Source organism: Neobacillus jeddahensis, assembly GCF_000612625.1.
GTDB classification, from domain to species: Bacteria; Bacillota; Bacilli; order Bacillales; family Cytobacillaceae; genus Neobacillus; species Neobacillus jeddahensis.
The window spans coordinates 1-13,831 of record NZ_CCAS010000012.1 but is presented as its reverse complement, the minus strand read 5'-3'; the positions used below and the strand labels follow the sequence as shown (position 1 = coordinate 13,831).

At 36.7% G+C, this 13,831-nt stretch carries 12 protein-coding genes, 1 pseudogene and 1 other annotated feature; of the genes and pseudogenes, 1 reads left to right on the top strand and 12 read right to left on the bottom strand.

Annotated elements, in window-relative coordinates:
- Positions 1–136 precede the first annotated feature (136 nt).
- The 7 genes and pseudogenes from TY15_RS07785 to TY15_RS07760 all read right to left on the bottom strand — a co-directional run bounded on the left by TY15_RS07785 (position 137) and on the right by TY15_RS07760 (position 8,140).
- Positions 137–1,081 carry an ABC transporter permease gene (locus TY15_RS07785; RefSeq protein WP_040203460.1) on the bottom strand — a complete coding sequence of 315 codons (945 nt, stop codon included), beginning with the start codon at positions 1,079–1,081 and terminating at the stop codon, positions 137–139.
- Positions 1,078–2,022, bottom strand: a complete 945-nt coding sequence (locus TY15_RS07780; protein WP_040203457.1) for an ABC transporter ATP-binding protein — start codon at positions 2,020–2,022, stop codon at positions 1,078–1,080. Before TY15_RS07780 ends, TY15_RS07785 begins: the two co-directional genes overlap by 4 nt.
- A 222-nt stretch (positions 2,023–2,244) precedes the next feature.
- The gene (locus TY15_RS07775; protein WP_040203456.1) at positions 2,245–4,329 is read right to left on the bottom strand and encodes a glycoside hydrolase family 3 protein; all 2,085 of its coding nucleotides are present in this window, start codon (positions 4,327–4,329) and stop codon (positions 2,245–2,247) included.
- A 363-nt stretch (positions 4,330–4,692) separates the two neighbouring features.
- Positions 4,693–5,400: a DNA alkylation repair protein gene (locus TY15_RS07770; RefSeq protein ID WP_040203455.1), complete on the bottom strand. Its 708-nt coding sequence runs from the start codon at positions 5,398–5,400 to the stop codon at positions 4,693–4,695.
- 196 nt (positions 5,401–5,596) lie between these two features.
- Positions 5,597–5,701: pseudogene (locus tag TY15_RS25290) on the bottom strand (peptidase E); the annotation flags it as partial.
- Positions 5,702–6,066: 365 nt separating this feature from the next.
- Positions 6,067–6,624: an RNA polymerase sigma factor gene (locus tag TY15_RS07765; RefSeq protein ID WP_040203453.1), complete on the bottom strand. Its 558-nt coding sequence runs from the start codon at positions 6,622–6,624 to the stop codon at positions 6,067–6,069.
- A gap of 517 nt (positions 6,625–7,141) precedes the next feature.
- Complete coding sequence (locus tag TY15_RS07760) at positions 7,142–8,140, bottom strand: tryptophan--tRNA ligase (RefSeq protein WP_040203451.1); 999 nt, start codon at positions 8,138–8,140, stop codon at positions 7,142–7,144.
- 54 nt (positions 8,141–8,194) lie between these two features.
- Positions 8,195–8,442: a binding site (T-box leader), on the bottom strand.
- A 195-nt stretch (positions 8,443–8,637) separates the two neighbouring features.
- Between TY15_RS07760 and TY15_RS07755 the strand changes: the two genes are divergently transcribed.
- Positions 8,638–9,228, top strand: coding sequence for an HAD-IA family hydrolase (locus TY15_RS07755; RefSeq protein WP_040203450.1), 591 nt, complete (start codon positions 8,638–8,640; stop codon positions 9,226–9,228).
- Positions 9,229–9,670: 442 nt separating this feature from the next.
- On the opposite strand, the gene TY15_RS07750 is transcribed toward TY15_RS07755, so the two are convergent.
- The 5 genes from TY15_RS07750 to TY15_RS24630 form a co-directional block, all read right to left on the bottom strand.
- Complete coding sequence (locus TY15_RS07750) at positions 9,671–9,925, bottom strand: hypothetical protein (RefSeq protein WP_040203448.1); 255 nt, start codon at positions 9,923–9,925, stop codon at positions 9,671–9,673.
- 300 nt (positions 9,926–10,225) lie between these two features.
- Complete coding sequence (locus TY15_RS07745) at positions 10,226–10,678, bottom strand: VOC family protein (protein ID WP_040203447.1); 453 nt, start codon at positions 10,676–10,678, stop codon at positions 10,226–10,228.
- 259 nt (positions 10,679–10,937) lie between these two features.
- Complete coding sequence (locus TY15_RS07740; protein WP_306454176.1) at positions 10,938–11,558, bottom strand: histidine phosphatase family protein; 621 nt, start codon at positions 11,556–11,558, stop codon at positions 10,938–10,940.
- Positions 11,559–12,673: 1,115 nt separating this feature from the next.
- Positions 12,674–13,051, bottom strand: coding sequence for a hypothetical protein (locus tag TY15_RS07720; protein ID WP_040203440.1), 378 nt, complete (start codon positions 13,049–13,051; stop codon positions 12,674–12,676).
- A partial coding sequence (locus TY15_RS24630; protein ID WP_042374288.1) for a hypothetical protein occupies positions 13,048–13,831 on the bottom strand: 784 nt, incomplete at its 5' end. The genes TY15_RS07720 and TY15_RS24630, both read right to left, overlap by 4 nt.

The window sequence follows — 13,831 nt, the reverse complement described above, 5'->3', positions numbered from 1 at the left end:
AGTCTAATCCTCCAGAAGGTCATGGAACGGAAGGCCCTTTTTATGAATATATAAAGGAAGCATCGTCCCTCCCTTCTATCAGGTTTCAGAATAAAAAAATGGGAACAGAGTATTTAGCTCTATTCCCATTTTTCTCTTATATACTAATATCCCGTTTCTGGAAAAAGACGAAAGTCAGGATCATAAAAATCGCATAATACACGGCCAGGATGGCCAGTGATATCGGCAAAGTAATGTCTCCTAAAATCTTATCCTGGAGCGCATAAATGGTTAAATCGAGATGCGGGAATATCAAATACTTAGCCCACTCGTATTTTTCTGCCAGCATAACAATCAACCCGCCCAGTGTGGAAGAAACAAACAGAACAAAGATTCCAATTCCCACCGCCAATGCCTGACTTTTAAATAAAGTGGACAGCATAAAGGCAATCGCCGTTATCACCAACAGACTTGGAAGGTAGTAGGCCATCTTAAGGAAGAACTGCGGGCCGACTGCGGCTTCCTTCTGTCCATCTATAGCCAGCTCAAAGATTTTTGCTGAAAAGTCACCATTACCAAATGTAATCAAACCAACCAGATATCCAGCAACAATAAGTGTTGCCACCAGAATAAGCGAATAGATCATTAATGAAATATATTTAGACAGGAGGACGGCCCATCTCTGATGTGGTCTAATTAACAGCTGCTTAATCGTTCCATCTGCAAATTCAGCAGACACACTTGCACTGCATACAATTACAGCCAGCAAAGTGACTAGCGTCGTCATGGGGTATACAACATTATTCAGAAAATGCCAGTTACTGACCGCATTTGGGTTAACATTTTCATCGAGATATTTCTGCTTTTGTTCAATTTCGCTTGTAAAAAACTGTTTTTCTTCATCTGGTGCATTTTTTGCATTTTGCTGCAACTCTGTAATCTCAGCCTTCATCCCAGCCCGCCAATTCGGGTCGGGTTCATCTGATACTTTATTGGAGATAATCCCCCCTACAATGACTGCGATGACAATGATGATAAGATAAATCCAGCTCGATTTTTTTTGAAACAATTTCATAAGTTCATTACGAATTAATGCAATCATTGCACGACACCTCCATTCTCCCGTACCTCTTTGTTTGTTATTTCTAAGAAGCGGTCTTCTAGCGAAACAGTTACTCTGCTAATACCATAGACATCAATATCGTTTGAGATCAATAGCTTATTAATAGTACTAATCGTAGCTTTTTCTACATGGACGGAGAACTGGTCATCTGCCAGCACCTTGATACTGGAAACGGCAGCTTGTCCTTTCAGCACATCCACTGCTTTTTGACTGCTACTCACCTCAAAAATGACTTCGGTCTTTTCGTCTTCCTCCATCGCTTCTTTCATGGAAGAGATATGTATCAGTTTTCCCTTTTCAATAATGGCAAATCGATCACACATCAGCTGCATCTCAGCTAAAAGATGAGAGGATACCAGCACGGAAATTCCTTCATGGGCAAGGGCATGTAAGTAATCTCTAAATTCTCTAATTCCTTGAGGATCCAAGCCATTTGTTGGCTCATCAAGAATAAGCAATGATGGGTTATGTAATAACGCCTGCGCCACGCCCAGCCGCTGCCTCATTCCAAGCGAATAGGTCTTAACCTTTTGATGAATGGCATCGTCCAATTTTACTAATCTAGCCACTTCCATAATCCGCTCATCTGACACTTCTTTAATGGCCATATTCGCATAGTGCTTTAAATTTTTGTAGCCACTCATATACTTGTAAAATTCCGGATTTTCGACAATCGCCCCAATTTCACTCATCATCTCTTTAAATTGCCCATCGAGGTTATGTCCATTTACACTAACCGCTCCATCTGTCCGCTTGATCAAGCTGACAATCATCCGGATAATGGTTGTTTTCCCTGCACCATTTGGACCCAGAAGACCAAAGATTTCCCCTCTGTTTACGCTGAAGCTTACATCATCTACTATCTTCTTCTTACCGATGACCTTCGTTAACGATCGTACTTCTAAAGCATTGACTGCCATACGTTCCTCCTCTTTCTTGTTAAGAATAATATCTCGATAGCCTCATCAAACACCTGCCTAACAATATATACGAAAATAGAACCAAAAAGTTCCAATTTTTTTAAAAAAATTGGACAAAGTCGCTATACAACAAAAAAAAATGAGCGTCAAACGCCATAAACAATTTGACACTCATTTTGACTGATATTTTACTGTTTTACGCTAGGAAAGATAAGCGATAAACTAATAGCCTAACCCATGATCATATCCGTATAGCACGCTGCCATCTTGATTGTAAATCGTAACAGGTAGCTTTCCGGTTGGATTGTTCTCTCCAAAAATAGTATTTGCCGTCGCTTCAAAGCTTGCATTATTGTAGCTGTACTGAACAAGATAGGCATCCACATCTGGGTAGGACATGATGTCATATGGATTTCTAACGCCCACCGCAACTACGGGTACCCCCGTTCCAATCAGCTGCTTTGTCATCAACATTTGACTGGCATTCGGCGCTCTTCCTGACACGCTTGAAGTATAGGTTCCAGCAATAATATATTTTGCGTCCTTAATTTGATTTAACTGCGTTGCTGTCAGTGTGGTTGAAGTATTAATATAGGTCACGTTTGCATGATGCTTTTTGACCTCATTCACCAGTGAATTCATATAGTAACCGGAATAGCCCACTACGGCAATCTTCTCTTCCGCCCCTACATGAAGAGGAAGAACACCACTATTTTTCACAAGGGTAATGGATTTGGCCGCTACCTCTTTTTCTACTGCCAAATGTTCAGCAGATCCTACCACTTTCATTGCGTTAGCCACTTTTTCATCAAGACTTTTTTCTACCTCAGCCTTCACGATTCCCCGGTTCAATTTCAAGGTTAGTATGCGTTCAACAGACATTTCTACCCTATCAATCGGAATGTCACCAGAGTTTACCGCATCATAGAGACCATTGGCCACAGATTCAATTCCGACCGGCATCAAAAGAATATCCGCTCCCGCCTTTACAGCACGAATCGCTGCGTCTACTGGGCCGAAGTGATCCGAAATCGCCTGCATGTTCATGGCATCCGTCACAATCACACCTTTAAAGCCCATATCCTCACGCATAAGCCCTGTCAACACCTTATGGGATAGCGTAGCTGGAATCGCAATTTCCGTTCCATCCTTTTTCGATATCGCCTTTGTATCATCGATTTTCGGGAAGGTCACATGTGCCGTCATAATTGCATCAATCCCCGCATCCATGGCCTGCTGAAATGGGTATAATTCCACTTTTTTCAGACGGTCGATATCATGTGGAACTTCCGGCAAGCCTAAATGCGAATCGGTCGCCGTGTCGCCATGGCCTGGAAAGTGCTTTGCCGTTGAAGCCGTTCCTGTTTCCTGAAGACCTTTAATATAGGCTTTGCCCATTTTCGCGACAAGCTCTGGATTCTCACCAAATGATCGAACGCCGATGACCGGATTATCAGGATTTAGATTGACGTCCATGACGGGCCCAAAATTCATATTAATTCCGAGGGAACTCAGTTCTTCACCAATTGCCTTTCCGACTTTTTCAGCTGCTTCTTCAGACCGTGTTGCCCCAAGTGCCATGTTTCCAGGAAAATTGGTCCCCGTCTGAAGGCGTGTCACAATTCCCCCTTCTTGGTCAATGGAAATCAGTAGTCCAACCTTATCCGCAGCTTCCTGATAGGCACTAACTAACTTGGTAGTTTGGTCAGCCGTAACCGTATTTTCACGGAATAAAATCACACCGCCCAGATGGTAATCCTTTACAAGCTGAGCAATTTCAGCATTCATAGTCGTGACATTACTGCCCTTCCATGTTCGGAAGTCTGGCATTAGCATCTGTCCGACTTTTTCCTCCATCGACATGTGCTTGATGGCATTCCCGATCAAATCATATCGGCTCCCTTTTTCTTTTTCAACTAAGATTTTTTCTTGATTGCCTTTGTATTGAATCGAAATTCGATCACTAACGTTTCCATCACTAACAGAGATAAACGTCTTCCCATTGTGACCGGAGAGAGTAACTTCTCCAGTCGAAGTCACAGAGGCAACATTTTTATTGGAAGACTTCCACGACAATTTCTCCGAAGCAAGTAAAAAATGCCCATCTTTATAAACATGAAGTGCGCGTAAATCAAGCTTGTTGTCTTTCACTTCTCTCGTAACTTGAGGAACATTTAGGTCAATCACTAAATCGCGGACACCCGTTTCCTCCGCTTTCGCCTCTCCAGACCCCAAAAGTGGAATCCCTGTGAACACTAACGCAACGGCCATAATGGACATGATTAACTGCTTAATTGATTTTCTCATGCTCTACCTCCCTGTATTTTGGAAAAAGAAAGATCTTTTACCGACTAATTTTCTCTCTAGAATAGTCTGAGCTTCCCCCCTTCTTACTAATTTTATTGTAGGCAGCTTCCTATGTATTAAACGCTGATGGCGCTTACAATCAAATGAATAAAAAAGGCATGGAGGTACAATAAAAGGATTGAAGAGTCCTCCTACTTACCACCATGCCTGCAAAGGATCAGTAACATGTGATCGAATATTACACTATTAACTTAATAATATCACGGTGCAAAAAAACAACAATATGACAATAGCATCATTTTTCTAAATATTCCATCTAATCTTTTGTTCAAAAACTATAATGAAGTTAGACGACAAACTATGCTAACACCGTACATGTTTACGTTTGAAACCAAGCTTCCCTCGATCTATTTCCTTTTGAATATTTTCGGAAGCAAGCAGGATACTGTTCTTTTTCTTTTCCCGTTTGATTTCGACAGGGCCTACTGCCTTTGCGGTCTCAACCGCCTTGTCATGTTGCGGCAAAAAGGAAATCCCAACTGTGTAGATAAAATTGTTCATCGCTGATTTTGTTCGTTCAGGGGCATCGTGAATCGCATTTTTCACCTGATCAAGCATACTGGCAATCTTACTGGCACTAAATTCACCGTCCGGACGATTCCCTAATAGCCAGCAATAGCAGCTCCAGCCTGCTGACATTCTCAGTTCTTCACCACTTGCAATCCATTTATCGGCAACTGCTTGCGCGATTTCGCTTTCTGATAGAGTTACGGCAACCACATAATCGGACAGCATATAAAAATACGCCCCATCCATCCAACGCTCATAATCTGTCTCCGTCATTGCCACGGGGTCCGCAATAACGCCGGCAAAATACATGGCATCGTAGTTCCCGGTGGCGTACAGCTGCTCAGCTAATGGCTGATTGATCTTGATTTTTTTCGCAAGCGGCTTCATCGCGCCTGTTGCCACGCCAAAAAGCGGCTCATGTGCCCCGTTGTTTATGTACATCTTCTTCATCCGTTCCTTACCGAGCGCTTCCAATTCCTGCATAACCATTTCGAAATCCATCGTTCCAACCTTCCTTTCTATTACTTCCAACATTTTGCTCTTCATTTAAAAATAACCTATAAATCCTATTACCTATGAAATACTATATACTACATTCACAACCATTTGGAAGTAAGGGAGTATTTGCTTACATTTTATTATATTGCTTATAGGATTTTGTAAAATTCCTTCTATGTTCTTCAGTTATTCTTAGAGGTTGTTTTTCAAAGAAGTCATAAAACCATTTTATGCAACGATCCGCGTCTCCACTTGCTGTAGGTACATAACAAATTTTGGGGTTAGCCTTTCCTGACTGATTTAGGTCTTGTCGCTCTTCGTTTACGAACTCTTTTAACACCAATTGTATTAAGAATATGGTAGGTAGAGCGGAAGTGATAAAGCTGGGTGCTAAATAGGGATCTTTAAAGAAACCATATAGACGAAAAAGCTTGATATCATAGGCTTTATATAGATAAATGCACAGATACTGAAGTAGAAAGATAATGAGAAGTTCTGGAGCAGTGGCGGTAAAGTCGACAAGACTTTTTACTCTTTTCGGTAATTTTATCGGGAGCGTTATAATAGTGGTTGTAATCCAGCGATAATAGCCATTGCTCTCACTGGCAAATACAACATTTTTCTAAGCAACGTCCCCCTCCTCCTTTGAAAATGTTTTAGAAGTACTGTTCATTGGTTTTCTATCATGGATAAATATTTTTCTCTAATCATCTTTTTCGCTCTATGAATCCGCGTTTTTAAATTTTGCATACTGATCCTTAGAATTTCACTTATTTCTCTATAGGTGAAGTTATGAAAATAGTATAATATTAGGGGTTCTTTATAATGCGTTGGTAGAGCAGAGATAATCTTATGAAGTTTGCGCCTGTCTGCCTTCCAAATGATTTCATTCTCTACTGATTCACCATTTATGATTATCAATCTCTCTAAATTCTCCGTAAGTATAGTGGCTTTCACATATTTTAAACGAAGATAGTCCATACACTGATTGGCTGTAATGGTATATAACCAGGAGTTTAAGGTATTTTGATTGATTACAGTGTCTAGCTTTAAAAAAACTTTTAAATAAACCTCTTGCATAATATCGTCCACTAGATCCCAGCTCCGAACAAATCTAAAGGCAAATGTCCTCAATTTTCCCCCATAGTTTGCGATGATTGATTCCATATTCGTTTCCATTGGTTGTGCTTCTTCATTCCGAAGCTCTTGGCTCAGTTGTTTTTCCATTAAAATAGACCCCTACTCTATTATTCTATGTAACATACTATACCGTATATTGGAAAATATGGAAATAACATTTTGGTAATATATAGAATATAGGGGCATTTATATAATCGCTTTACTATGCTAAACTTTTTCCCATTTATTTCAACAAAAACCTCCCTTAGCATCCTATCATGTTGGTTCAACCATCATAAGTTATGAATTTCGGTAGAACATCGTCCAATGTCGTCCAAAGTTTCAATTTCTTACGAAAAACAAAACACCTGTTGCCTAAAAGGCAATCAAGTGCTTATTGTTTACTTTTCTTTAAATCCCTTCATTCTCTCTATTAAATTTTATGAAATAGTAGATGTAGCCGGGTTCTACTTCCGCACTCCGGGTTGTTTTTTAAAGAAAAGTAGATATTGATGGGCTCTACATCTACTACCAAAATTGTTTTTAGGGACTATCAAGATCCTCAAAAAACGAAGGTTTGTCATGGCCTAATACGGCAGCTGAATCTTGTTATTTTACAAAGTTTCTACACATAAAACCCAATTTTATTCTTAATTTCTTTTAAGAATGGAGCACTTATTGATCTCGCTTTTTCTGCTCCTTCTTTTAAAATTTTATCTATTGTTTCTGGAGAGGACATTAGTTCATGATATTTCTCCCGTGGTCCTTCAATAAATCGATTCATTACATGAAACAATTCCTTTTTCGCTACACCCCAACCGATACCATTTATATATTGCTCTTTCATCTGTTTAACTTCAATATCAGAAGCGAATTCTTTATATAACATAAATAAGACTGATGAGTCAGGGTCCTTCGGTGCCTCTGGTGGCATTGAATCAGTTTTGATTTTATTAATGAGTTTTTGTAATTTTTTTGGTTCTTCAAAAAGTGGGATCGTATTATTATAACTTTTACTCATTTTCCGACCATCTAATCCAGGTAGTACAGCGGTATCTTCTTGTATTTTGTATTCGGGTAACAAGAATGTCATACCATAATTATTATTAAAACTTTCAGCAATATCCCTAGCAATTTCTACGTGCTGTATTTGATCTTTTCCCACAGGAACCACTTCGGTTTTAAACATCAAAATATCAGCAGCCATTAGAATGGGATAGTTAAATACGCCCATGTTAACACCAAAATCGTTATCTTTATTCGATCTTTTATTGCTATCAACAATAGCTTTATAGGCATGAGCCCTATTCATTAACCCCTTGGATGCAAAACAGCTAAGGATCCAGTTCAATTCAAATATCTCGGGGACATCAGATTGTCTATAAAAGATTACCTTATCAGGGTCAAGCCCCAACGCTAACCATGTTGCCGCTATTCCATATGATAATTGTCTAAATTCCTCCGCATCATGGACTCTTGTAAGACCATGATAATCCGCAACAAAGTATGCTGCTTTATAATCAGGTTCCTTAGCTAGCTCCAAGGCTGGCTTTATTGCACCAATATAATTACCTAAATGTATTTGTCCTGTAGGTTTTATTCCAGTTAAAATCGTTTTTCTCATAATTGACCCCCGAAAAAATATAAATTAAATACAAAAAGGGCTACTCATCCAAAAAATAAGGACGAGTAACCCGTGGTGCCACCTTCATTCGTTCACATAAGTAAACGCACTATCCGTACAAAAACAGTAAATGTGTTTCGATACTTCGTCTCTTTTAACGGTAAGACCCTCCGCTAGACCTACTACTTATTTCAGTCTAGTAGCTCAGAAGCCCATTCAACATTCATCCCGCACTGATTCTCACCAACCATCAGCTCTCTGCAGCGCTCCTAACATTTACTATTCTTCTTCATCGCTCTTCTAATTATTACATTTATTCTAGATTATGGATAATAAAAGGTCAAGGTTTGTATTTTAAAATGGAAATAAGTCCCCAGCAATATAGAGGCATTATTTCAATTCCACTGAAAATGGAACTTCAATTTGTTAACAGGAGAAGGAATTTTCCGTTATCCTAACGAATTTATACTGATATAATGATAAAAAGGGTGGTTTCTTTGAATATTTTATGGGATTTTGATGGAACATTATTTGATACTTATCCTGCCTATACAAAAATACTCACTCAGGTTTTAGGAAATGAAGTGGATAATCAGGAAATCTATGAAAAGTTAAAAATTTCCTATTCCCACGCAATTGATTTCTATAACATTTCCAGCAATCAAGAAGAAGAAATTAAAAATTTAAAAAAGAAATTATCCCCAAAGGACGTTAAACCGTTTGATCATGTAGAAGAAATCTTAAAATTCGCCAATAAAAGTGTTATCATGACCCATAAACATAGGTCCGGGGTTTTAGCCATCTTAAAATACTACGGATGGGATAAATACTTTGTTGACATGGTAACAATAGACGACGGTTTTCCTCGTAAACCCAATCCATCAGCCTATATTCATTTACACACAAAACACAGAATCGATTTAGTTATTGGGGACAGAGAATTGGATTTATTACCCGCAAAGGAATTAGGAATTTCAACGTGCATTTTCCAAGGTCAAAGTGATGTAGCTGATTATCATTTGGAGAACTACTCGGAATTTTTTTCAACTGAACTTATATCAGATTGCCAGAATCGCTTGATGAACTAGCTGTCGCAAAGTATGAAGCCGATGGTAGCTTCCGTAAAATCATCCAAAGATATAAGAAATTACGGCCATAAGAATGTACCACTTCTGTCATGTTTTTTACCAGCGAATACACGAGATTTACCATCTATCGCCAAGTCGTTTACCAAATAAGCAATATCAAGGAAAGTGGATTTGTAACGTAGGATTTTAGGAGAAAAAAAGTCTAATTTCTCTCTATTTTTACCGAAGAATTAGACTAATGATATTCAACAATTGCCCCCTATAATGGAATACATCTATGGAGAACCTAACAAAAAAAGAACAGGAACCAATAATATTAGAATTGTACCTACAACAGTCACGGATATAACTTTACTTAAATCATTTTTTACTTCTTTTTTCAAAAAAACACCACCTATAATATTTGTTACTTATTCAATAAGTGCGCCCGTTTCTGTAAGAACTAAAGATAAAAATGAACCATAGCTAAGTAAGCTAATGACATTAAACTTAGTAGGAATACAAAAGATGTATAAAGAAAAACCTTTGACTTTTTATTCATTACTATACTGTTTTCAAAGGTGCTAGAAAATCCTAATAACAAACCTCCTAAAATGGTTATTACGCCAAACAACGAATCAATCGTGCTTCCCATCCATATTCCTGCCATAAAAAGAATTAAAGCGAATATTCGAATAAAAATAATAGTTACAGCCACTTTGATTTGCTCCCCCTTAATCTAATACAATATACCTTAGTTAATCGTGTTTACTGAAATACGAAATTAATTGGATAAAGCTTTCTTAAATATAGGTCTAATTTACTCAATTAAATGGCTCAATTCATTAAGAAGAACGCATTTCTTGCTGCAGAAATGTGCCCTTGTATTGAATAAGAATTTTCTTCAAATCAAGACGGATTGGCATATAACGTTTTCGCATTCACGAATGTTTTCTGTTTCAACTTTTACATCAGTAATGCATATTTTAGTAAAGGCTTTTTATAAAACGTCACTTACTTATTTGTTACCGAGTTGTTCCGCCAAACCGATTAGAAGTCCTTCGGTTCCACGAATGTAGCAGAGTCGATACGAGTCCTCGTACTGAACCACTTCTCCAACGAGCTGAGCACCATATTTAGTGAGTCTGGATACCATTTCGTCAATGTCTTCAACGGTGAACATGACGCGTAGATAACCGAGGGCATTTACGGGAGCAGTCCGGTGATCTGATATAGTAGGTGGGGTGAGAAATCGCGAAAGTTCAAGTCGGCTGTGGCCATCTGGGGTAACCATTGTAGCAATCTCTACGCACTGAGAACCCAATCCAGTTACGCGACCAGCCCATTCACCTTCGACAGTGGCTCGCCCTTCGAGGTTCAAGCCGATCTCCTCGAAGAAAGAGATTGCCTCATCAAGGGATTCTACAACGATGCCGACATTATCCATTCTTAGTAATTTGTTTTTTTCCATAGTTTTATCTCCTTATGTGTAAGCGATTATTTTTTAATTTTTCATTATTTTAATTTGGGTTAAAACGCTGTTTTTCCATGATGTACCTGATCGTATCCTTCTCCCTAAGAGCCACTCCCGATGTAAATTCGATGCGCATTAAAAGCAGTGCCATCTTTGGCTCCCATGAGGTCTGGGACAACAGTAACTGAAAGTCTTCATTTCTACAATCAATAAATGAAACAAGTAAAGCGACTGCCCTAATTGAACAATCGCCCCTCTATACCCGTTCAAAAGTTACCTTATTACTTTCATTTATTAATAGAAATACGTCAGGATTACGAAGGCTTTTCCAATCATCAAACCCAAAATCTTTATTAAAATGCTTTAAAAGTAAGGACATTAAATTCCCATGAGTAACAATAATTGTATTTTTATTATTACTGCTAAACACTTCATTTACCACTTTAACTATTCGTTTCATTGCCTCTCGACTAGACTCTCCACCTTCAAATTTCAGTTCAATATCATCAAATGTTGCTCTTAGTTTTTCAGACCAATCAGGAAGATTTGTGGTGCTGAGTACACGTTCTGTTAAATTGCTATCAATCTCAATTTGAACATTTAATCTTTTGGCAAGTGGCTGTATCGATTCAATTGCACGTTTATAGGGACTTGAAATAATCCGGTCGATTTTAATCGCTAAAAAAAACTCAGCTAAATCTAATGCTTGTTTACGGCCTCGATCTGTTAGTTGCGCTTCAGGTGGCTGTCCTTCTGCCTCACAATGTCTGATAAGATAAATCTTCCTCACAAGAACCACTCCAATATTAAGTAATATTATTCTTTCAGGGTCAGCAAGACCTTGTTCGGATGAAGTTCTTCCTAATTCTTCATCCAAGTAAGTAACCTTATAACTTGAAAAGGGTCACTCCAAACAACAATGAAACTTAAGAAAAATAACGCCACGACTGATAGAAACTTTGCTTTTCCTTTTTCACTTCTATATACAGCTACGTAACAAAATAACGAGCCCATAATTAAAAAAACAAATCCTGATGCCATGAGTGACTCAAACATTCCTGAAAAAATATAAGAAGACCAAAATAAAAGTACACCAATTACGGCAAATACAACAGAAAAAAAACTAAAACCCCTCATTATAGCACCCCTTGTAAACGTTCAGTCATCCGAAAAAGAAAGAAAAAGCTGCCATGGTAACCACCAGTGCGATGCTGTTAATCTGAGTTTCGAAGGTTAATCATCTTTTTAGCTAAAGAGAGAAAATGTATTATAGGACAATAAAATAACTGTGCCAATCAATAAAATTTTGTCCGTGAGAGTTGTCTCCTTATGGTTCTTTTTATTGTAATACATGATTTTTCCAATTATATGGAGGAAAAGGATGATTAATACCAGCTGAATTACCCCCTCCATTATTAGTTTCTGTGTATCAAATACCTGTAAAATAAAAAATAGAAGGATAAATAAAATGCTAAGCCCCTTCTTGGTCCAAACGAACTTATCTGAGTTAAAAATGATTTCTGTAATAGTCTCTTTGTTTTTCATGATATCTCCCTCACACTAGGAAATTTTTTCCTTTTAGAGTATTATATCATTCCCACCAATAAATATGGTCTTTTTTGGAAATCACCCTCAACCTGATGACTATCGTCTCCCCTTTTCCAGTTGAATACAAACTAATGTACTGCAATAAAAATAGTAAAAATGGGTTTCCTTTAAAACTAGAATTATCTATACTTCTTCTTTAGTAAAGAAACACAAAATTGAATAATTAAATAAAATAGCAAACCTAATAAGATCGATAAAATTACACCTAATAAGGTGGCTTCGGAACTAAATTGATGTCCATTGAGTTTTATTATATATAAAGGCAAACCAAATATTGTTGGTTTTGAATTTATATGTGAGTAATTTAAAAACATAAGTAAAAGAGGACTCATAAATACCAAGAACATATATAATAATCCAAAGCTTATTCCACTTGAAATCACTTTAAATGTTGTTACCATTATTTTCACTCATTTCTTTTAAAATATTAACAATACTTTTTCCATCAGGGAGGCGGTGATGTAACATTAATAGATTTGCTAATGACAGGAAAAGAAATGTGTTAGTAAATTGATTTTTCTTTATTATAATCAACATTATTGATAAAAAGACTGGAAATAAAGAACCTGAAATCGCAACTATAATATTTTTTAAATGGCTATTAAACTTCTCATGTATAACTAAAAAATATTTCATATTGATTTTAAATGCAATATAATAAAAGGGCTTTTTTTCTGTTACATTAAACATCATAATAAAAATAATATGTCCCAATTCGTGAGCAATAAATACAATAAGTAAGGCAAGAATGAATGTGATCATTTAAAAATAGGTCTCCTAATAAACATGACCTTAATTATCAAGAAAATAAGTAAGGTAAGAAAAATGTATATTACATTAACTTTCAATTGACTATATATTGTTTGTTGAATGACTAAATCAATTGTATTTACCAAAATTAATAATGTTAAAATAACAAATATTCTATTACCATCACTAATTTTAATTAAATACCCAACTAAAACAGAGAGTGTGGTTATAAAAGCAATTGAAATCATCACATTGATCATGCCATCATTCTTCATACCAAGTAACAAATAAATGATCAAGACAAATGCAAAGTATGCTAGACAATTTAATAAATAAGTAAAAAAGATTCTAGGTAAAAGATATGGATATTTTCCCTCATTGATATTGTATAGAGCTTGTTTGTTTTTCCTAAAATGTATTCCCATTACGAGAGGTAACATGATCAATATTTCTTTAATCCCAAATTGAATAATAAATGAATAGAATAATAAAAAATTTGTTTTATCAAATAAATAATTCATTCCAATTGTCAGTATGATTAATAGTAAGAAAAGTAACTCCTGTTCTTTAAAAATCATATTTCGAGTAAAATTAAGCCATTCTAATTTTGTTTGAACTAAATATCTATTTTGATAATATAAATTTTTACTTTTATATTTTTTTAGTAAAGCACCAGCATTTTTTTGTTTGAAAATTGTTGCTAAATACTCAGAGGAAATCTCTTTTAATCCAAGGATTACAGTAATAATGCCCAAAAGAATTAGAAAAAAGGATAAAATGGGACTATTAATT

What these genes read in the sequence shown, in the direction of transcription:
- TY15_RS07785 (WP_040203460.1), bottom strand. Translation starts at nt 1,081, where the DNA reads ATGATTGCATTAATTCGTAATGAACTTATGAAATTGTTTCAAAAAAAA.
- TY15_RS07780 (WP_040203457.1), bottom strand. Translation starts at nt 2,022, where the DNA reads ATGGCAGTCAATGCTTTAGAAGTACGATCGTTAACGAAGGTCATCGGT.
- TY15_RS07775 (WP_040203456.1), bottom strand. Translation starts at nt 4,329, where the DNA reads ATGAGAAAATCAATTAAGCAGTTAATCATGTCCATTATGGCCGTTGCG.
- TY15_RS07770 (WP_040203455.1), bottom strand. Translation starts at nt 5,400, where the DNA reads ATGGATTTCGAAATGGTTATGCAGGAATTGGAAGCGCTCGGTAAGGAA.
- TY15_RS07765 (WP_040203453.1), bottom strand. Translation starts at nt 6,624, where the DNA reads ATGGAAAAACAACTGAGCCAAGAGCTTCGGAATGAAGAAGCACAACCA.
- TY15_RS07760 (WP_040203451.1), bottom strand. Translation starts at nt 8,140, where the DNA reads ATGAGAAAAACGATTTTAACTGGAATAAAACCTACAGGACAAATACAT.
- TY15_RS07745 (WP_040203447.1), bottom strand. Translation starts at nt 10,678, where the DNA reads ATGGAAAAAAACAAATTACTAAGAATGGATAATGTCGGCATCGTTGTA.
- TY15_RS07720 (WP_040203440.1), bottom strand. Translation starts at nt 13,051, where the DNA reads ATGATCACATTCATTCTTGCCTTACTTATTGTATTTATTGCTCACGAA.